Source organism: Spirosoma litoris (genome assembly GCF_054776755.1).
Genome location: NZ_BAAHBI010000065.1, coordinates 68,735 through 88,052 on the forward strand (window position 1 = coordinate 68,735; position 19,318 = coordinate 88,052).

The window sequence follows — 19,318 nt, forward strand, 5'->3', positions numbered from 1 at the left end:
TTTATGATACCTGTTGCACTTGATGTTGTCGAAAAAAAAGAGACAATTCGCATCCTGCTCATTGAGGATGACGAAGACGATTATTTGCTCACCAAAGCGTTAGTTTCAGTTCGGGAGAATGCATCTATAAAGCTCGACTGGGTCGATAGTTACGATCGTGGTCTGGCGGCTATTGACAAGGGAGAATATGACGTTTACCTTGTCGACTATAGATTAGGACCTTACACGGGCATCGACCTGATCCAGGAAGCGTTTCGGATGGGGTGTAGAGCACCTATGATCCTGCTTACTGGCCAGGATGACCTAACCGTCGATCAATCAGCGCTTGAGCTGGGCGCTGCCGATTATTTAGTAAAAGGGCGTATTGATGCCCAACTGCTTGGCCGTAGTATCCGGTATGCCCTTCGGCAAGCCAGTGTGCTGGCCGAAGTGGCCCAGAAAGAAAATAAATACCGTAGCCTGTTCGAACGATCGATCGATGCCATTTTTGTGGCCAACGACGAGCTACGTTTTCAGGATGCGAATTCATCTGTTGAGCAACTGCTAGGCTACAGCCGGGATGAACTCCGGTATCTGAATCCTGCCCGACTTTTTGCTGACCTGAATCACCTGCGTAATCTTCGATTCAATGTGCGGGAACATGGACAGATTAAAGACTTCGAAACAATGCTCATTCATCGGAATGGGCGCAAGCGAATTTGCCTGATTTCGGTTTGGGCCGTTGAAGATGTGATTGGGCATCCAGAGTGGTATCAGGGTATTGTGCGGGATATTACCGATCAGAAACGTGCACAACAGGATCTGATTCTGGCCGAGAAGCTAACAATGACCGGAAAAATTGCCCGGAGTATTGCGCACGAAGTTCGGAATCCGCTTACTAACCTCAGCCTGGCCTTAGAACAGCTCAAAGATGAGCTAGATACGGATAATGAATACGTGACTATGTTTACCGATATTATCGGGCGTAATGTAGACCGCATTGGGCAACTCATTACCGAAATGCTCAATTCGTCGAAACCGCGTGATCTGGATCGGAAAAAACAGGATTTTAATATTGTTGTTAAAGAAACATTACAGCTCGTTAGTGACCGTATCAAACTTAAGCGAATGCGTTTGGAAACGAGCTTCACGACCGAAGACTGTACGGCGTTGCTGGATCGTGATCAGGTAAAAACAGCCTTGCTTAATATTCTGGTCAACGCTGTTGAAGCAATGGAAGAGGGGAAAGGCATATTATCTGTCCGGACGAGCTGCACAGATACTAATCGGGTGTGTGTCGAGGTCAGTGATAATGGCGGTGGTATTAGCGAAGCAGACCGTCAACGACTCTTCGATCCATTTTTCACCGGGAAATCGGGGGGAATGGGCTTAGGGTTGACCGCTACCCAGAATATTATCAACAGTCATAAAGGCTCCATTGAGGTAGAAAGTAACGTAGGGCAAGGGACAACCTTCCGACTTCTATTTCCCAAATAGCAGAGTCACCTTCTCTGAAATTGGCATATTGTCTTTAGACCAAAATTTACCAGAACCAGCTTTGTAGAAAAGCTGGTTTTTTTTGTGGAATTGAGTGGGTAAAAATATACACACTTCACTAATGAATTCTACAGATATGGTAGGAAAATACATGCTGGATTAATAAAAAAGCTCCTATTTATAAAGTTAATGGACTGATAATGAATCACTTCTCAAGGGGAACTGAGTAAGGTAGTCGCCTAATGACGGAAATGGCACAATAAAAGCTATCTAGTAAATAACCTACTACCTAACACTATGTGGTCTATCACTCATTTTCCGGCGGCCATGCGGTCATTAAACCCAACTACTCGGGCAAAGGCAATTGAGATTGCGAACCAATTGCTCGAACAAGGGCAATTAGAGAAGCAGCACATCATTATGATGAGTGTTGAAGAGGCTCGACGGTGGGCGCGTGTTGAAAGCGCCAATCGGGAGTGGTCAAGTAGAGTAATGCAACCTTACGCCTAACCAAAATTCACTATACAAAATCTACCATTGGCTATGATCTGGAAGAAAAACATTTATGATTCGTTGACAAGCTGCGCTACCCTGTGCAACGAGTTCGCCACCGAATGTTCTAATGCAGAAGACATTGAGATGCGTTATCGTAGCATTTTCCTGAATCTGGATTGTGCCGATATGTGCCGTAATCTTGCCATGTTGTATGTTCGGGGTTCTGAAAACGCTCGTCTGTTAGCTAAGGCCTGTATTGAAGTGTGCGAAAAATGTGCGCAGGAAGTAAGCCAGTTTGATACTGATCGTAGCCGTCAGATTTATGCCATATGTCAGCAAACAATTGCCAGTTGTGTGAACATCATTGATATGGGTTATCAAACGGATATAGAAGTTCAGAAACCTGCTGTTACACCAGCTTCCTTATTTTATGGTATAGACTTGCGGGAAACACTTTATAATTAATAGGCAACAGTACACATAGTCGTCAGTCGATAGTCAACGGTCAAAGTAGGTATGTTTTAGAACTATACTATTGACTACTTACTATCGACTGACGTTTTTTTTCAACGTTATGGAAACCACAGAACAAATTAACAAACCCCTGGAGAAAGTGCGCGATATGATTGAAGACATTCGTATCGCCATGATGACAACCCTCGACGAGCAGGGAAATTTAGTAAGTCGCCCAATGGCTGCGCTTCAGGTAGATGAAGATGGGACCATCTGGTTTTTTACGAAACGATCGTCGCCTAAAGTTGATCAACTTGAGCAGACCGGTCACCGCGTAAACCTGGCCTTTGCTTCGGTTAGTGATGCCAGTTATGTGTCGGTATCGGGTCAGGCGCAGGAGGTTGAGGACCAGGCTAAAGTAAACGAGCTCTGGAATCCGCAGGCCAAAGCCTGGTTTCCTGAGGGAAAAGACGACCCAGAGTTGACATTACTGAAAGTTCACATCGATATGGCAGAATACTGGAATGCAAGCGATAGTCGCATGATTCGATTAATTCAACAGGCAACTGCTGTCATTACAGGTAATCCACCCAAAATGGGAGAGAACGAAAAAGTGTATAATTAGAAGAATAACTGGCTCCGTGGTGTCAGCTACTGATAGTTAGTGTATTTATATATCTTTTAAGTATCCTTGAAACTCCGCTAGGAGTGACCTGTTAATAGAAAACAGAGGATTGGAAATAACCCCAAGCGCCGTAGGTGCGACCTATTTAAATAGAATTAGGCCGCACCTACGGCGCTTGGGAGCACAATAAACTGCCATGACTATTGACAGGACGCCCTTACAGGGCTGATTAGACTACACCCGAGATGTGTTTATACAGTAGCTACTTATAACCGACACCACGGAAAAGTACTAACAACAGAAACCGGAAAGGCCACGCAACTTGCGCGGCCTTTCCGGTTTATAACTAAAACTATCAACTATTTCAGTCGCAAGAGTATCGATGAACGACCTGGTACGGTGAACGGCTTCCCACCCGCCGTAGGAGCTACCTGAGGATTCACTTGCCCGGTAAAGGTATTCACGATAACTTCCCAGGAAGAGCTTTTGCGGCCAATTTTTGGTAGCATAAACGGAATGTCTTCCCAGTAAGCATTTAAAATCCAGATCAGTTGCTCATCGCCAATGTCCTGACCGTCTTCGGTTTGCTCCGATACCCGTAAACCATCAATGAAAAGGGCCAAGCAGTGAGTGTGTGGATTACTAAGATCATCGCCGGTCATTTCTTCGCCATCTGGGCGCAGGTAGGCAACTTGCTCGTTGCCAAAGAAACGACGTCGACTTAGCAGGGGAATGTCGTGCCGAAGGGCTGTCAATTGACTAGTAAACTCGAACAAAGCTTGTTGTTTCTCGTTCCAGTGCCAATCCATCCAGCTAATTTCACTGTCCTGATTGTAGCCATTATTATTGCCATGCTGCGTCCGTCCGCATTCATCGCCCATCACAATCATGGGTGTACCCTGGCTAAGTAACATTGTTGTCAGGAAGTTACGCTTCTGACGTTCGCGCAATTCGTTGATGGCAGGGTCGTCGGTAGGCCCTTCAACTCCGCAATTCCAGCTCATATTATCGTTAGAGCCATCACGGTTATCTTCACCATTAGCCTCGTTGTGTTTGTCATTATAGCTAACCAGATCATTAAGTGTAAAGCCATCGTGTGCTGTGATCAGGTTAATGCTATTGGCAGGTGAGCGACCATCATTGGCATAGAGGTCGGGGCTACCTAATAGGCGAGTGGCGGTTTCGGCCGCTTTGCCTTCGTCGCCTTTCCAGAAAGCCCGGAGGGTATCGCGATACTTGCCATTCCACTCCGACCAGCGTACAGGGAAACCGCCGACATGATACGATTGAATATCCCAGGGTTCAGCAATGAGTTTTACCTGAGCCAGAATTGGGTCCTGAGCCACCGTGTCCAGGAATGACGAAACGCTGCCGAACTCTTCGTCGGTACGGATCAGGGCAGACGCTAAATCGAACCGGAAACCATCAACATGCATATCGGTTACCCAATAGCGCAGGCTATCCATCACCAGCTGCAAGACGCGTGGATGACTTAGATTGAACGTATTGCCAGTGCCCGTATAATCCATATAATACTCAGGACTATCGCCAACCTGATGGTAGTAAACACGGTTGTCAATTCCTTTAAACGAAAGTAAAGGCCCCAGTTGATTACCCTCGGCGGTATGGTTATAGACCACATCCAGAATAACTTCGATACCTGCCTTGTGCAGGTTTTTAACCATTTGCTTAAACTCCGCAACCTGCTGCCCAGCCATTCCAGACGAGGAATAGGTATTCTGAGGAGCGAAGAAACCGATGCTGTTATAACCCCAGTAACTCTCATCGGTAAATTGATGGACAGGTAACAACTCAACCGCCGTAATCCCTAGTTTTTTCAGGTAATCCGTTACTTCGGGCGTACCCAAACCCGCATACGTGCCTCGAATGGATTCATCAATCGTTGGATGTAAGTGGGAAAATCCTTTGACGTGCATCTCGTAAATAACCGAACGATGCAGAGGAGTAGCTGGTGGTGTATCATCTTCCCAATCGAACGCTGGATCGACAACCACGCTTTTAGGCATGGTTGGTCCACTATCCTCCTGACTCATAACTAAGTATTCGTCCGTGCCATCGTCATTAGAGGTTGGTTTAGTATGGTCGTAGGCTAGCCAGGCATCGTTATGATTAACGGGGGCATTAATGGCCCGGGCATAGGGGTCGAGCAGCAGCTTATTGGGGTTAAAAAAATGACCTGCCTGTGGGTCATAGGGACCATCTACCCGGAATCCATACAGTTGCCCCGGTTGCAGGCCATCGAGATAAATATGCCAAACTAAGTCGGTGCGCTCCATAAGCGGGATTCGGGCCGTTTCGCGACTCGGGTCATTGACATCATAGAGACATAAAGAAACAGCAGTAGCATTTTCACTAAAAAGCGTGAAGTTAACGCCCTCGCCATCATAGGTAGCGCCCAATGGGTAAGGTTTACCAGGTTTGGATTGGATCGATTCGGATAATGAATTGCTATTAGATTGTTTACTCATAACGTAGTTGTGTAGTAATAAAAGGTGTTTATACAAAGAATAACCGCCTGTATGAGATGAATGTTTTGGTGAGTAAATGACACAAAAAAGCCTACCTCCAAAGGAGGTAGGCTTTCCAATCCCACCATTCACTACACTACCAAGGCCAGACGAGCCATTGTTGAATTGGCTGAGTCGATGCTATGCTTCTGTTGAAGCAGCAATTCACGTGTGCTGGCTGCTAAGTCTGTTTCCTGAAGTACGGCGTTATAGGTATTCAGAGCTTCCTGATCTCCTCTATGACACTCCTGCACTACAGCTTTATCATCATTGGTGGAAAATGCTGACTTGATATTAATCCAGGCACGGTGTAAATCAGCTGTTAAGCTGGTGCCTTCGTCGGGTTCTCCACCCAGTGCCCTTATCTCACGGTCCAGTTCCTGCGCAAACTCAGCCCGTTGACGCGACTGGGTTTGAAGCAATATTTTTAAATCGTTATCATCTACATTTTCGGCGGCTTCCTGATATCCTTTTTCGGCATCATGACTAAGGGTTAGGAGCTGACTTAATTGATCCAGGATTTCAACCCGGCTTACTTTTACATTCATAACGTTTTTAGGTTTGTTGTGTTAACTAGGCGGCAAAAATTCATAACGTTTCGAGTTGAGCAAATCAGAAAGGCACTTGTATTTGATTATTCGGTAATTACGATTTAGTAGGATTATGACCCCAGTTTTTTAGGGAATATTCCCAATTGGAGTCAGCTACATGTTCAGGGCGTTGAGCAGTATGACGTTTTACGTAACTGACTACTTTTCCCATGTGAGAATAGTCGTCGTCGGTTAAATCGCTGGCTTTCTTGTTAAGAATGTCGATAATTCGCTTTCCTGACTTGTGGCCAATCGATTCGTTTTCACCCTCTTTTGTTTGGCCAACCGACCTCGATTCGTTGGTTTTTAGCCAGCCTTCAAGTTGAGACGCCGACATGTTGACGACTTGCTCAAACTCCTTTCGGGTCTGTTTCTTATCCTGATCGTTGCGTGTAGCCGTGGTCATAATCGTCTTATTGTTTGGTGACTTCACTAGCCGATTTTACAATTCGTTTCTTTCCTTGTTTGATAACTAAAGCCGGTTCATCTGTAGAGCCTTTCCGTTTTACGGTTGTTCCCTGAACCGTTCGTTTGATATCTTCCGGATGAACTTCTACGATTTGGCCTGTAGCTCTCCCCTTACTATAGTTCCAACTTACTTCGTCGCCTTTTTTCGGATTATTCATGGCATTTAGTTAGGTAACGGGGTAGAGAAGAAAACAGCCGGTTAAGAACAGAGTTCTTAACCGGCTAATAACTTTATTCACTAGCGTCAAGCTTGCCATTTTTGGCATCTTTTTGCATTTGTTTATTAGCAAACACAGCAATATCGACCCGGCGATTTTTCTGACGGCCAGTTGCGGTAGCATTGTCGGCAATTGGCTGACTTTCACCATACCCTTTCTCGTCGACACGGGATGTTTTTACACCCTGTCCTTCCAGAAAGCTGGCAACGGCATCGGCTCGTTTTTTAGATAAAGCCAGATTGTGTTCTGCCGAACCTGTAGCATCGGCGTGACCCTCAACCAAAATATTCGTATCCTCTTCTTTGTTGAGTGTTTGTGCAAAGTTGATCAGCTGTTGGCGCGTAGCTGATTTAAGTGCATAAGAATCTGTATCGAATAGAATATCTGAACCCAGACTCACTTTGATTCCCTCGCCAACCCGCTCTACTTGCGCATCGGGCATCTGACGCTTGATTTCTTCAGCTCGTTTATCCATCCGACGACCAATTACGGCCCCGGCGGCTCCCCCAACGGTTGCGCCCAGAATAGCGCCCAAAGCTGTATTCCCTTTAGTTTTGCCAAGCATCCCACCAAGAACGGCTCCTCCACTGGCACCAACTATAGCCCCTTTCTGGGTTTTGTTTAATTTCTTTTTGTCACTCTGGGCAGTAGACACATTACTAGATAAGATGCTGACAGCCATCAGAAGCGCAATTGACTTCGTTCCGACTGATTTCCATTGATAGTTCATAGCGTTGTGAATAATTGGTATTGCTTCATAGCTATCCAAACGCTGTACCAGTTTAAGGCGTGGCACATATTGATGTTTTTATATATCTGCTCAAGTATTTGATAATTAGGGGTTTATCTTTCATTGGGTAGGGTCGTATTTTAGCTAATTAATTTTTAAGACAACTAATTTGATAGAGTAAGCGGGAAGCTAGATGCCTATTGTTGTGGAGTTCGCTCTACATAAATGGACAATTGGGCAAGAGATAGGGCGCTGTTGTGATTCGTTGCAACCAATACAAAAAGGAACGTAGTGTGTATAGTTATTGAATTTTTAGTCAACTATATGATTATTAATAATTTAACTATTTTTTTTGTGTCAGTCTGTTTATTTGTTTTAGCAAACGAAAACGATTTTGCAAACGTTAAATAAGTAGCCTGTCTATTGTTTTATCCAACTACATGTCGACTATTAAATCATTTTTTTCTCTGCTACTTGCAGGGGTTCTGCTACTCGTTGCACCAACAAGCTGCAAAACATCGGTAGATGCAGTCGTAGCGGCATTTCCCCGCACATTAGTGACGAGTACGTTACTAGGAGAATATACCACCGCCCAGTTACGTAGCCGCTTTACGGGGACAAATGCCGCTCTTCAGCTTTTTATCCGGTACGGAATTAAGGTGTATCGGTTAGAATATATCACGACGAACACAGATGGAAAGTCCATTAAAGCATCGGGAGCGCTTATTATTCCGAATGTGCCAACGGCCGTGCCGCTGCTAAGTATGCAACACGGGACGATTACGAGTGAGAGTGATGCCCCCTCGAATTTTGGTCCGAGTAGTGAAGCGTATTCATTTGGGTCGGTGTTTGCCTCGCAGGGCTATATCATTGCGGCTCCAGATTACATTGGCTACGGGGCCTCCAAAGACCTTCCGCATACCTATGAGCAGCGTAACGGACTCGCTACAGCCTCGCTGGATATGATACGTGCTACTCGCGACTTTCTGTCTGATCAGGGGATCAACTGGGACAAACGATTATTCATTGCTGGGTACTCCGAAGGGGGCTATGCTACTCTGTCGCTACAAAAGAAAATAGAGGAAGAGACGACCAATGAATTCAATCTGGTTGCTTCGAGCTGTGGGGCAGGTGCTTATGATAAACCGGCTTTCATGAAGCAAATCATCAACGAAAAGACGACAGGTGTCGATTATATCAATCGACTTTATATCTGGGTATTACAAACCTATGACCGCATTTATGGACTCAATCGGCCTATGTCGGCTTACTTCAAAGAACCCTATGCTACACAGATTGCAGCACAGGGCAAAGATGCTTCCATTAATGTGAGCCTGAATCAGACGTTTACGGATAGTTTTAAACAGGGTATCAACGAGGGTACCGATAAAACGTTTCTGGCTGCTGTTCAGGACAACGACATTCACGACTGGAAACCGCGCACCCCAACTCGCCTGTATCATGGTGATGCCGATGAGATTGTATCTTTTCTGAATTCGCAGAATGCCTACGACGCCATGATAAAACGGGGTGCCACAAATGTTACGCTGATTCCGTTAAAAGGAGCCACTCACGGAACCGGAGTTTTAGGATTCATTACGGGGACGTACGATTTCTTTGGCTCGATACAGTAAGGATCATGTAGGCCGCCTGGTTAATCTGCCGCGTTTGTGAACCAATGGTTGTTCGGGCGCGGTCGTCATCACAGATGAGCAGGAGCCGCTTGGTATCTAAGGGTGTCAGGTCTTCGGCTTTGTGTCCCGGCGTATGTACAGGTTGCCCCTTTGCATCGCGGATGAGCGTGAACGGCTTGTTGGCGTATAGTTCGTCGGAAGTAGCTGTCCACAGATAAGCATCCAGTTTGCCGTTGGCTTCCTGCGAGGTGAGCATCCAGAACCGCTTTTGAAACGGATCATATTCCAGGCTCGATAGGGCGAGTGGTTTTGACAACGTTGCATCAGCATTGGCGATGTCGAAATCATTGATCAGTTTCCAATCGTCCAGCACTCGAATTCGTTCTGTATTGCCGCTTTTCTCAATTTGGTACGATACGCCAATGATTTTTGCCTGATAGGTGAAACTTTCATACGATTTACCCATCTCCCGAATACCAAACAAAAGTTGGTTGTCGGTAGCGGCCAGCCCCTCAATTTTGAAATAAGGAATTTCGCCAGGGAACTCGCTGTTGGCCAGAACCTGCGCAATTCGATGCCGATAAGCCATCGAATTATGGCTGGTATCATCGGGAGCTAGTACGTGCGGATGCTGTTCGTCGCCACTTCGCCAGTATAGAATTGTATTGTAGCTGTCCCAATCGTGGCTACCGGGTTTTACACGGTCGAAGGCGGTAGTGAGCAGGATAAACTTCCGATCGGGCGTTTGGGCAAAGTCCTCGTATTTGCGGGTATTGGAGAATATAGGTTGCGTCAGGTACGTTGGGGACTGGTTCGAATCGGCCAGTGTTTGGGGTGTTTTCACAAACACCGGACTCTGACCGGCAGGCATATCTTTATCGTTGGCGAAAATCAGATTTCTGCCGTCGAACACAACAGCCGAAGCTTCGCACCAGACCGCCTGCCCGTTTAACGAAGTTCCAGCGGCAAAGCAGGTCAGGAATCCTTCTTCGGTAATTTTTGCGGTAGGCGTAGTGGTTGCGCTGCTGACTACTTTAGCTGTTTTACAGCCAAAAACGAGGGCCAGCCCAGTGACGAAAATGGTGCAGTATTTAAAAACCATAGTAGCTTATCGAAGTTAGGCGCAAGATAAATAATATGGCTAATAGATGATGCTAGCGCCCACAGAGGCTATTGTCGTAAAACGAACCCGACTCCATGCACATTCTCGATTCGGATAGTTGGGTCCTGAGCAAGGCGTTTTCGAAGTCGGGAAATAAATACATCGAGACTCCGACCCATGAAATAATCATCATCGCCCCAAACAGCCCGCAATAATTCGTCTCGCCGGACAAGCGTATTGGGCCGGTCAAGGAGGTACGCGATTACATCGGCTTCGCGATGGGTGAGGGTCTGTGTTTGCCCTTTCACCGTAAGCGTTAGATTTTGCCGATCGAGGGTGGTATGGCTTACTGGTTGTCGATCTGCAACAGTTGTTGTTCGCCGGAGGAAAACGTTGATTTTTAAGATTAATTCCTCGATACTGAAAGGCTTGGTTAGGTAGTCGTCGGCACCCAAACGAAGCCCTTGCAGACGGTCATCGCGGTTGGCCAGGGCACTTAGGAATAAAATTGGAACTTGTGTATTGATGGAGCGGATTTGCTTTGCCAGCGTAAAGCCATCACTTTGCGGCAGCATCACATCCAGCAAACAAACATCGAACGAACCTGCCTGAAACGCCGTCCAGGCATCAGGCCCATTGGTGCAATGCGTAACCCGAAACGGGACGTTTTCGAGCGTATCCCGAATCACAAACCCAAGGTTGACATCGTCTTCAACGAATAGAATGTGAGCCATTTTCAAGAGCGAAAGAGTGAATGAGCGAAATTAGGGTACTGGTCGTAGAGCATGCCTTTATAGAACGCTCTTTCGCTCATTCACGCATTCACTCTTTAATTCAAATGTACTGCCTTTGGCTACATCGCTAATAAGCTTCAGTCGCCAACCATGCGCACGAATAACTTGCTGAACGTAATATAATCCAAGTCCAAAGCCTTTTACATCGTGCGTATGGCCTGATGCGACCCGGAAAAACTGTTGAAAAACAGCTTTTTGATGCTGGGGTGCAATACCAATACCGTTGTCGCTCACCGACCAGATTAGTTGCCCATTCTCGTTTTGTGTACGCAGTACGACACATGGCTCTTGTGTGCAATATTTGATCGCGTTGTCAATCAGATTGTTTAAGGCCGTTTCGAGTTGGTATCGGTCGGCACGTATATGTGCGTTCGTTGCGGTCAAGTTAAGGGTAATAACTGGCGTAAAGGAGTCAGCAGCAGTGCGCATAACTTCATGTAAATCAACATCTGTTAGTTCAAGGCCGAAACCTGTGCGTTCGGAGCGGGCCAGTTGTAGAACGCTGTTGATTTGCTTCTGCAATCGCCTACTTTCTTCGCCCAACACACGGGCGTATTGTTTCAATCGGTCGGGTTGTTGGGTAATGGTTTCGGACTGAAGTACATCGGCCGCAATGCGGATGGTTGAAACTGGGGTCTGTAATTCATGGGTGATGTTGTTGATAAAGTCGCGCTGTACTTCGGTTAATCGTCGCTGTTTTAACACAACACTCAGCGTATAGCCGAAGAAACTAACTACCAGCAGTACAGCCATCGTAGACCACAGCCAACCCGTTAACTGACCGGCTACAAAGGCGGTTTGATTGGGAAAGCGAATGCCAAAATAGTACGTATATCGTGGAAATTTCGGCAGCATTTTGCCGTTTTGTACTTTCGTTACGGCCAAACTACTGGTGCTTACATAAGCACCGTAGACCATACGGTCGGTTTCGCAATTATAAATACCATACTCATAATCGGTAATGAGATTATGTTGCTGCAAGGATCGCTGAATGTATAGTTCGAGTGTAGCTGGGTCGATAGGGGCGTCGGTATTGACGATGAAATAATCGGCAGAGAGTTGAGTAACGGCATACCGATTCAAGGTGAAGTTGTTGAGCTTGGCTACGTCGTCGGCCACATCCTGCAAAGCAATAAACGCCGACTGCCGGAACTGCCGTTCGCGCAGAGCATAGGCATTTCGAACCCAAACTGCCTGTACAGCCAGGATTCCGATGATGGATAGCACCGAAAGAACAACTAACAGACGCAAACGGGACATTTTTTAATGAGCGAAACCGGAGCGCCGGCCGGCGTGAATGAGTGATTGTGCGAATGGCTGGCGTAATCTATTCTTGTCTGTAAAGTAACGTGAATTCGCTCAATCACTCATGCACTCTTTCGCTCATTTTTCTAACGTTAACAACTCATTAACAAACGTTAGCAAGTGCTTAACAAGGCTATCGACAGGACGACGGTAGGTTTGTATCGTTGCCTGAGTGGGCAAGTTGATAAACCATCTCAAACCATTTTTCTATGAAACGTTTCCTGTTTTTCGGTTCGTTAGTTGTGTTGGCCGTTTCTATGGCCATGACGGTTCCTGCTGCTCTATTCAACTGGCGTAGCGCTACCCATGATTTTGGACGTGTTGTTCAGAATAAGCCTGTTACAGCAGAATTTTCGTTCACGAACAAAGGCGAATTACCCCTTGTGATCAATCAGGCCAAAGGGTCTTGTGGCTGCACGGGAGTCGAGTATCCTAAAGCACCTGTTTTGCCAGGTCAGTCGGGTGTAATCAAGGCTACCTTTAATGCTGCTGCTTTGGGTGCGTTTAACAAATCGGTCACTGTTGAGTCGAATGCCGAAGGAGGAACGCAAGTCCTTTATTTCAAAGGCGAGGTCGTGAAAGAAGGCGCAATGGCTCAATAAAGGAGAGGTAGTTGGTAATCAGTCTTTTTGAGCTGAATTAATCCCTTTTTCTACAACAGTAATAATTATCCAGGGCGTCGCTTTTAGTAGCCTAGATCGGTACGATCCCATTGGGGACGTACCGATCTGTTTACTTGCAAAACAGAGCCCTTTATGAACCGAATTCCCTGTCAGCTCCGTCTATCACTTCTCTATTTGCTTTGTTTTCTGTCGCTTACAACCCGTATCTGTATTGCCCAATGGAAACCCAGCAACTGGCCAACTCTGAAACATTATGACAAAGACCACCTGCGGAACATTGCCCTTCCGCTGGGCGGAATTGGCACCGGAACGGTATCGCTCGGTGGGAGAGGAGAATTGCGCGACTGGGAAATTATGAATAAGCCCGCCAAAGGGTTTAGCACAGTTACTGTTGGAAATAACGCCCCGTTTTTTGCCATTACTGTGCGACCCACCCAGTGTAAATCCATGACGAAGGCTTTACTTGGCCCACTAGATCCTTCGGAATTTCAGCATTATGAAGGGCGGCCCGTAAATCAGCATGGTTTCCCCCGTTTTACGGATGCTTCGTTCGATGCGGCTTATCCGTTTGGGCAGGTGAATCTGTCGGATAAACGAATGCCGGTTCGTGTAACCGTGAAAGGCTTTAATCCGTTTATTCCCGGCGATGCCGATAACAGCGGAATTCCCATTGCGGTGCTCGCCTATGACGTAACCAATACAAGTCAGGCACCATTAACCGTGTCGGTGTGCGGGTCGATGCGAAATTTTATCGGGAAGGATGGGAGCAAATCCATAAAAGACTGGAAAGGCGACTATGTTCCAATCGGGGCAAAAAAAAATGTGAATACCTACAAACAGCAAGGCGATGTACAGGGGATATTTATGCACTCGGATAGCGTGAATCGGCGGGATGCCGCCTGGGGAACCATAGCCCTGACAACCAACAGCCAGACAGGCGTCAGCTACCGGACTAGTTCGCGGTCTAACGATTGGGAAAATGCCATGCTTGATTTCTGGGATGATTTTAGTGCAGATGGTGTCCTGACCGAAAAGAAGCAACTAGTTGATGATGATCCATTGGCGTCGCTGGCTGTTCAGAAAGTCATTGCACCTGGTCAGACCCAGACATTTACATTTTTTATCACCTGGAATTTTCCGAATAGAGCGGCCTGGGCCTCATTTTCAACAAAGGCAGATCAACCAGCTGTTGGCAATTACTATTCGGCTCAGTATGCCGATGCCTGGGATGTTATTGTCAAAACCTTGCCTCGATTGCCGACCCTGGAGCAGAAAACTCTCCAGTTCGTCAACGCCTTTTTGCAAAGTGATTATCCCGACGTGATTAAGGAAGCAGCGCTGTTTAACCTGGCCACGCTACGGTCGCAAACTGTTTTCCGAATTCCAAGTGGCCATTTAATGGGCTGGGAGGGTGTTTTCGATGAATTTGGCTCGTGCTTTGGCTCCTGCACCCACGTCTGGAATTATGAGCAGGCAACGGCCTTTTTATTCTCCGATCTATCGCAGTCGATGCGGGATATTGAGTTTAATTATGCAACGAACGAAGTTGGCAAGATGAGCTTTAGGGTCATGTTGCCGCTCGAAAAAGCGCAGGAGTGGAAGAATGCCGCAGCCGATGGACAACTGGGAACAATCCTGAAGTTTTACCGCGATTGGCAACTGTCCGGTAATCAGGCGTTTCTGAATAAGAACTGGCCCCAGGTGAAAAAGGCTCTGAGCTATGCCTGGGTCAATGGCGGTTGGGATGGCAACCAGGATGGCGTAATGGAAGGACGCCAACATAATACGATGGACGTCGATTATTTCGGGCCCAATCCGCAGATGAGTTTTTGGTATCTGGGAGCGTTGAAGGCAGGTCGTGAAATGGCCATCGCGATGAACGATCCTGAGCTGGCTAAAAAGTGCGATGATTTAGCGAAGAAAGGGAGTGCTTGGATAGATAAGAACCTGTTTAATGGAGAGTATTATGAGCACAAAATTACAGACCCCAAAACATTTGCTTTCCTTAATTGGGAACGAGATTCTACTGTGAATGTGCCGGATTATCAGTTAGGAAAAGGCTGCCTTGTAGATCAGTTAGTTGGTCAGATGATGGCGCACATAGTAGGACTAGGGTATCTGGCCGATCAGGGACACATCCAGACGACGCTAAAAAGCATTATGAAATACAATTATCTGGACAACTTCTCAGATCATTTCAACAACATGCGTTCGTATGTCATGGGCGATGAAGCCGGATTGCTTATGGCAAGCTGGCCCAAAGGACGTTTAAAAGTACCATTCCCCTATTTTGCCGAGTCGATGACGGGTTTTGAATATTGTGCTGCGGTAGGCATGCTCTATGAGGGCCAGACCGAGAATGCCCTTAGCTGTCTTTCGGCTATTCGGAATCGATTTGACGGCCAAAAGCGAAACCCGTTTAACGAACCCGAATGTGGCTATCATTATGCCCGATCGATGACCAGTTGGAATACCGTGTTGGCCTGGAGCCAGTTTCAATATTCGGGCGTCGCAGAAACGATGACCATAACCTCAAAACCTGGCACTTATTTCTGGTCAAATGGCTCCGCCTGGGGAACTTGCGCTGTAAGTCAGACAGGCCCGAAAACGAACATTGCCTTAACCGTACTAAGTGGCAAAATAGGACTTCGGACGTTTAAGATTCAGAATGCAGGAAAGCATTCATTCGCTAAACGGCAGGAATTGGGAGAAGGGAAAACGATCACTTTTACTGTAAATGAATAGGTCTATTGACAACTCAAAAGAAATTCACATGTACCCACGAACTGAAGCCCGTGGATACATGTGAATCGCTAAATCAACTGCATTTTAGCCACTTTAGGGTCTACGTGGACTGTATCATGCTCGAAATCTAACTTGATACGCCATTTCTGCATCGTAGCCGCGCCAATGATCGCTTCCTCACTCAAATTTGGTACGACAAGAAATTCATCGGAGAGAAGCACATCTTGTAGGTAAAAGTCTAAGCGAACAACATGTTTGATTTCAATGAAATGTCCTTCGGCAGCTGTAGCTACGCGCCGAATTCTTCCTAAACTTTCTAGATGCGCTAAATCTGGAACGTGCTCTGGATTAATACATGATAGATTCGCACCACTGTCGAACAATGTGTACAAATGTTTTTCTCCCTGAGAACCTACATAAAGTAGTGGCTGCTTGATAATTGACATGTCGGCGGGTTGTTTCTGTAAAGTTACATAAAAGCCCATTTCAGATCAATATTTCATCTCACCCCGGTCCTTCTCAACGGCCGATCGTCCTTCTTTCATCCAGATTGGCATGGGCGCATCTTTAAGATAATAATCGAAGAACTGGTATAAGCGAATACTCAAATCTTTCGCGTTATGCCGTTGGGTCAGGTTGTGTCCTTCGCCATTGTAGACCAGCATCCAAACGGGCTTATTCAGTCGACGCAGCGCTGAGAACATCTCAATACCCTGATACCAGGGAACGGCTCCATCGGCGTCATTGTGGGTCATCATCAGCGGAGTTTGAATACGATTTGCGAAGAAAAGTGGCGAGTTCTCAATGTAGTTCATTGGCTTATCCCAAAGCGTACCTCCAATCCGGCTTTGCGTTTTTTCATACTGGAATTGCCGGACAATACCCGTTTCCCAACGAATGCCCCCATAGGCCGAGGTCATGTTAGCTACGGGAGCGCCAGCCTCGGCGGCCCGGAACAGGTTTGTGCGGGTAATAATGTACGCAGTCTGATAACCACCCCAGCTTTGCCCCTGAATTCCTAACCGGTCGCGATCAACGAAGCCTTTGTCTAATAAACTTAATACGCCCGGCACAATGCAGTCATAGGCATTGGGGCCTGGCTGCCCAGTAGTATAAACGATATCTGGGATGAAAACCAGATAACCGTTTGAAACACAATAGGGTATATTAATCGTCGAGCGGCTTGGGGCTGGAGCACGATAGTCATTTAGCGTTTCGGCATTTCGCTCGTAGAAATACGTTAGCATCGGGTACTTCTTTTTCGGATCGAAGCCTTCGGGTTTGAAGAGCAGCCCTTCAAGTTTAACACCGTTGGTACCTACCCACTTCACAATTTCCACACTACCCCAACGAATGCTATCCTGCTGCGGGTTGGCACGGGTCAATTGTTTCGGTGTGGCCAAGGTTGTATCGGTCACAAAGATGTTAATTGGCTCTTGATAGTTGCCTTTGTAAAACGTCATCGTCGACGCATTCTTCGCTTTGTTCAACCCAAAATACCGGTGATTACTACGGCTCAACGTGGCTGGGTCCATAGCCGCAAGCCCATTCTTACTTTTCAGAATCCCGGTCGATTTATCGCTTTCCCATATACCTGTCAGGAAGACTTCATTTTTAGGATCGATTGCTTTTTCGATAGCTCCTCCCCGTCGTCCAGGGGCGTCGTCATCATCGCTGTCTACTTCGGCATAACGGAGACGAACATTATTTTTTCGACCCCAGCCAGCAGTCAAATTAAGCGGCTTCTCATGACCAGTTGGGTCAACCTGCCAGATATCGTAGCGGTCATAGAGCCACACATAACGGTCGCCAGTTGTCCAGCCAGCCGCCCCATAGGCACCAGGCAGATTTGGCGTATCGTGCTCTTCATCGAAAAATTTACTAGGTAGGCCGCGTGTCAGATCAATCCGTTTGCCATCCATTATCGACCAGGCGCGCCAGAGCGAATCCCGCTCATCGAACCAATAAGCATATTTCCCTTCTGGCGATAGCTTTGGTTGCGATGCCATAATATCATTGGCAATCCGCTTTTTCTCGCCCGTTTGCGTATCAATCAGGTATAAATCCGTATGTCCTGGGTCCCAGGACGACTGTACCTGATAGGGCAAATCGCTTAAGCCCAATAGATAACGAGGATTTGTTTTTGGGTCGAAGCCAACCGTTGGCACCTCCCGGTTGGCTAGGGGAATAACTTTACCAGTGGCCAGATCATAGACGGTCAGAAAACCACGTTCTTTTTCTTCCTTAAGCCGTTTCTGTTGCATCGGTTGCAGGCGCGTATCGGTCCAGGTCCAGATATCCATCCGCACCTTTTCATCATCAGGCGTTAGGGTGTCTTTGGTTGGTTTGGGCGCAATAGGCGATGTTGAAAAATACAGCCGCTTGCCATCATCGGCAAACTTCGGCTCCCGGAACTCATTCACCGACCAGCCTTTGGGCAGCGCTTTAACCGTCGTATCGGCAATTACGGTAAAGGGCACTTCAGCCACGGGTGTTTTTGGCTTTTTGCCTTTAGCTACGCTTGCCGGCAATAGACTTTTATAGTAGAGCGAAAACACTTTCACATCAGAACCCGCACTATCGGCCGATGCCATCCAGGCCAATTGTTTGCCTGCTTTATCAATGGCTAAACCTTTGTAAATTTTTCGCTTCGAGCTTGTGTCGACAAGCATTGTTTTGCCATCGGTCGTATTGAACAGGAAAACGCCTGGAATACCTGCTTCGCCCGTTTTTAGTGAGTCACTGGCCGATTCTTTACTATAAAATACTGCCTGACCATTATCAGAAACAACAGCATTAGAAACGTAGCGAACGGTTTTACGGGTACCATCGGCCATGTTGAACAGCGTCAAGTCATCACCTTTGGGCTTTTTCACCGGGCCTTTCCGAGTAGCTACCGTTGTTGTGGAAACGGGAGGAGCTGGATTAAGCGTATCTTTCTGCGCTTGTGCTACAGGTTTAGGAGCGGGTTTTTCTTTATCTTCCTTCCGTTCCTGAACCACAGCCAGCCACGAACCGGCTTCCTTGCCAAACGAGAATGATTTGATATTCGGTAGTTTAGTTGATTTACCCGTCGATAAATTCAGCACTAAGAGACTATCTTTCGGCATCTCGTCAGGCTTTCGTTTTTTGAGCTTGGCCTTACGAACATCGGCTACCGGTACTTTCAGGCGCATCACCAGAAATTTACTGTCTGGTGTAAATTGGGCCATGTAGCCCCGTGGAAAAACATAGCGCGTAGCTGCAGCGCTGGCAGCTACTTCCAGTCGCCCGTCGCCGTCCTGAGGGTCAATCTGGTAGGCAATCCAGCGACCATCGTTCGAGATTTTTTCGGAGCGGACGCTTTGCCACTTGTCGTAATCAGCGCTGGTAAGTGCGCGCTTCTGAATTTGGGCAAATAGGGGAGAGGAAAGTAAAAAACAGAGTAAGAGTTGAATGAAGCGAGTCATATAAAGAGAAAAGTTAGGACCAACTAAATTACTGAAAATCCAACAGTGCTACCCCTATCTTCGTTAATTTGTCTATTACTTAC

General features: G+C 46.8%; 17 protein-coding genes. 7 read left to right on the forward strand and 10 right to left on the reverse strand.

The annotated features are described in order from the left end of the window. Nucleotides 1-3: 3 nt before the first annotated feature. The 4 genes from ACYVGR_RS31870 (at nucleotide 4) to ACYVGR_RS31885 (ending at nucleotide 3,049) form a co-directional block, all read left to right on the forward strand. Nucleotides 4-1,476, forward strand: a complete 1,473-nt coding sequence (locus ACYVGR_RS31870) for a two-component system sensor histidine kinase NtrB (RefSeq protein ID WP_460964111.1) — start codon at nucleotides 4-6, stop codon at nucleotides 1,474-1,476. Nucleotides 1,477-1,773: 297 nt separating this feature from the next. After that, nucleotides 1,774-1,986, forward strand: a complete 213-nt coding sequence (locus ACYVGR_RS31875; protein WP_182457421.1) for a DUF2188 domain-containing protein — start codon at nucleotides 1,774-1,776, stop codon at nucleotides 1,984-1,986. A gap of 33 nt (nucleotides 1,987-2,019) precedes the next feature. Continuing rightward, nucleotides 2,020-2,436, forward strand: coding sequence for a four-helix bundle copper-binding protein (locus ACYVGR_RS31880; RefSeq protein WP_460964113.1), 417 nt, complete (start codon nucleotides 2,020-2,022; stop codon nucleotides 2,434-2,436). A 109-nt stretch (nucleotides 2,437-2,545) separates the two neighbouring features. Further along, nucleotides 2,546-3,049: a pyridoxamine 5'-phosphate oxidase family protein gene (locus ACYVGR_RS31885; RefSeq protein WP_460964115.1), complete on the forward strand. Its 504-nt coding sequence runs from the start codon at nucleotides 2,546-2,548 to the stop codon at nucleotides 3,047-3,049. A 359-nt stretch (nucleotides 3,050-3,408) separates the two neighbouring features. On the opposite strand, the gene glgX is transcribed toward ACYVGR_RS31885, so the two are convergent. The 5 genes from glgX to ACYVGR_RS31910 form a co-directional block, all read right to left on the reverse strand. Continuing rightward, complete coding sequence (gene glgX / locus ACYVGR_RS31890; protein WP_460964117.1) at nucleotides 3,409-5,538, reverse strand: glycogen debranching protein GlgX; 2,130 nt, start codon at nucleotides 5,536-5,538, stop codon at nucleotides 3,409-3,411. 131 nt (nucleotides 5,539-5,669) lie between these two features. Further along, the gene (locus tag ACYVGR_RS31895; RefSeq protein ID WP_460964119.1) at nucleotides 5,670-6,125 is read right to left on the reverse strand and encodes a ferritin-like domain-containing protein; all 456 of its coding nucleotides are present in this window, start codon (nucleotides 6,123-6,125) and stop codon (nucleotides 5,670-5,672) included. Nucleotides 6,126-6,222: 97 nt separating this feature from the next. Beyond that, nucleotides 6,223-6,573: a DUF3140 domain-containing protein gene (locus ACYVGR_RS31900; RefSeq protein WP_460964121.1), complete on the reverse strand. Its 351-nt coding sequence runs from the start codon at nucleotides 6,571-6,573 to the stop codon at nucleotides 6,223-6,225. A gap of 7 nt (nucleotides 6,574-6,580) precedes the next feature. Continuing rightward, the gene (locus tag ACYVGR_RS31905) at nucleotides 6,581-6,793 is read right to left on the reverse strand and encodes a hypervirulence associated TUDOR domain-containing protein (protein WP_460964123.1); all 213 of its coding nucleotides are present in this window, start codon (nucleotides 6,791-6,793) and stop codon (nucleotides 6,581-6,583) included. A 73-nt stretch (nucleotides 6,794-6,866) separates the two neighbouring features. After that, nucleotides 6,867-7,583, reverse strand: a complete 717-nt coding sequence (locus ACYVGR_RS31910; protein WP_460964124.1) for an OmpA family protein — start codon at nucleotides 7,581-7,583, stop codon at nucleotides 6,867-6,869. Nucleotides 7,584-8,023: 440 nt separating this feature from the next. On the opposite strand from ACYVGR_RS31910, the gene ACYVGR_RS31915 reads away from it, so the two are divergent. Next, nucleotides 8,024-9,217: an alpha/beta hydrolase family protein gene (locus tag ACYVGR_RS31915; protein WP_460964126.1), complete on the forward strand. Its 1,194-nt coding sequence runs from the start codon at nucleotides 8,024-8,026 to the stop codon at nucleotides 9,215-9,217. On the opposite strand, the gene ACYVGR_RS31920 is transcribed toward ACYVGR_RS31915, so the two are convergent. From ACYVGR_RS31920 to ACYVGR_RS31930, 3 genes are all read right to left on the reverse strand, one after another. Beyond that, nucleotides 9,180-10,319 (reverse strand): hypothetical protein, encoded by a 1,140-nt coding sequence (locus tag ACYVGR_RS31920; RefSeq protein ID WP_460964128.1) that lies wholly within the window; start codon nucleotides 10,317-10,319, stop codon nucleotides 9,180-9,182. The genes ACYVGR_RS31915 and ACYVGR_RS31920 overlap by 38 nt on opposite strands. A gap of 68 nt (nucleotides 10,320-10,387) precedes the next feature. After that, entirely contained in the window at nucleotides 10,388-11,053 is a 666-nt protein-coding gene (locus ACYVGR_RS31925; RefSeq protein ID WP_460964129.1) for a response regulator transcription factor, read from the reverse strand. Nucleotides 11,054-11,110: 57 nt separating this feature from the next. After that, the gene (locus tag ACYVGR_RS31930; RefSeq protein WP_460964130.1) at nucleotides 11,111-12,373 is read right to left on the reverse strand and encodes a sensor histidine kinase; all 1,263 of its coding nucleotides are present in this window, start codon (nucleotides 12,371-12,373) and stop codon (nucleotides 11,111-11,113) included. A gap of 254 nt (nucleotides 12,374-12,627) precedes the next feature. On the opposite strand from ACYVGR_RS31930, the gene ACYVGR_RS31935 reads away from it, so the two are divergent. Further along, nucleotides 12,628-13,020, forward strand: a complete 393-nt coding sequence (locus ACYVGR_RS31935; protein ID WP_460964132.1) for a DUF1573 domain-containing protein — start codon at nucleotides 12,628-12,630, stop codon at nucleotides 13,018-13,020. 153 nt (nucleotides 13,021-13,173) lie between these two features. After that, nucleotides 13,174-15,786: a GH116 family glycosyl-hydrolase gene (locus ACYVGR_RS31940; protein ID WP_460964134.1), complete on the forward strand. Its 2,613-nt coding sequence runs from the start codon at nucleotides 13,174-13,176 to the stop codon at nucleotides 15,784-15,786. A 68-nt stretch (nucleotides 15,787-15,854) separates the two neighbouring features. Here the strand turns inward: ACYVGR_RS31940 and ACYVGR_RS31945 are convergent, their stop codons facing one another. Further along, the gene (locus ACYVGR_RS31945; RefSeq protein ID WP_460964136.1) at nucleotides 15,855-16,232 is read right to left on the reverse strand and encodes a retropepsin-like aspartic protease; all 378 of its coding nucleotides are present in this window, start codon (nucleotides 16,230-16,232) and stop codon (nucleotides 15,855-15,857) included. Between the two features lie 45 nt (nucleotides 16,233-16,277). After that, a complete protein-coding gene (locus ACYVGR_RS31950; protein ID WP_460964138.1) occupies nucleotides 16,278-19,235 on the reverse strand; it encodes a S9 family peptidase in 2,958 nt (985 codons plus the stop codon). Between the last annotated feature and the right edge of the window lie 83 nt (nucleotides 19,236-19,318).

Coding starts and splice junctions, on each gene's coding strand:
- ACYVGR_RS31940 (WP_460964134.1), top strand. CDS start 13,174: ATGAACCGAATTCCCTGTCAGCTCCGTCTATCACTTCTCTATTTGCTT.
- ACYVGR_RS31920 (WP_460964128.1), bottom strand. CDS start 10,319: ATGGTTTTTAAATACTGCACCATTTTCGTCACTGGGCTGGCCCTCGTT.
- ACYVGR_RS31900 (WP_460964121.1), bottom strand. CDS start 6,573: ATGACCACGGCTACACGCAACGATCAGGATAAGAAACAGACCCGAAAG.
- ACYVGR_RS31895 (WP_460964119.1), bottom strand. CDS start 6,125: ATGAATGTAAAAGTAAGCCGGGTTGAAATCCTGGATCAATTAAGTCAG.
- ACYVGR_RS31905 (WP_460964123.1), bottom strand. CDS start 6,793: ATGAATAATCCGAAAAAAGGCGACGAAGTAAGTTGGAACTATAGTAAG.
- ACYVGR_RS31870 (WP_460964111.1), top strand. CDS start 4: ATGATACCTGTTGCACTTGATGTTGTCGAAAAAAAAGAGACAATTCGC.
- ACYVGR_RS31880 (WP_460964113.1), top strand. CDS start 2,020: ATGATCTGGAAGAAAAACATTTATGATTCGTTGACAAGCTGCGCTACC.
- glgX (WP_460964117.1), bottom strand. CDS start 5,538: ATGAGTAAACAATCTAATAGCAATTCATTATCCGAATCGATCCAATCC.
- ACYVGR_RS31915 (WP_460964126.1), top strand. CDS start 8,024: ATGTCGACTATTAAATCATTTTTTTCTCTGCTACTTGCAGGGGTTCTG.
- ACYVGR_RS31945 (WP_460964136.1), bottom strand. CDS start 16,232: ATGTCAATTATCAAGCAGCCACTACTTTATGTAGGTTCTCAGGGAGAA.
- ACYVGR_RS31930 (WP_460964130.1), bottom strand. CDS start 12,373: ATGTCCCGTTTGCGTCTGTTAGTTGTTCTTTCGGTGCTATCCATCATC.
- ACYVGR_RS31935 (WP_460964132.1), top strand. CDS start 12,628: ATGAAACGTTTCCTGTTTTTCGGTTCGTTAGTTGTGTTGGCCGTTTCT.
- ACYVGR_RS31950 (WP_460964138.1), bottom strand. CDS start 19,235: ATGACTCGCTTCATTCAACTCTTACTCTGTTTTTTACTTTCCTCTCCC.
- ACYVGR_RS31910 (WP_460964124.1), bottom strand. CDS start 7,583: ATGAACTATCAATGGAAATCAGTCGGAACGAAGTCAATTGCGCTTCTG.
- ACYVGR_RS31925 (WP_460964129.1), bottom strand. CDS start 11,053: ATGGCTCACATTCTATTCGTTGAAGACGATGTCAACCTTGGGTTTGTG.
- ACYVGR_RS31875 (WP_182457421.1), top strand. CDS start 1,774: ATGTGGTCTATCACTCATTTTCCGGCGGCCATGCGGTCATTAAACCCA.
- ACYVGR_RS31885 (WP_460964115.1), top strand. CDS start 2,546: ATGGAAACCACAGAACAAATTAACAAACCCCTGGAGAAAGTGCGCGAT.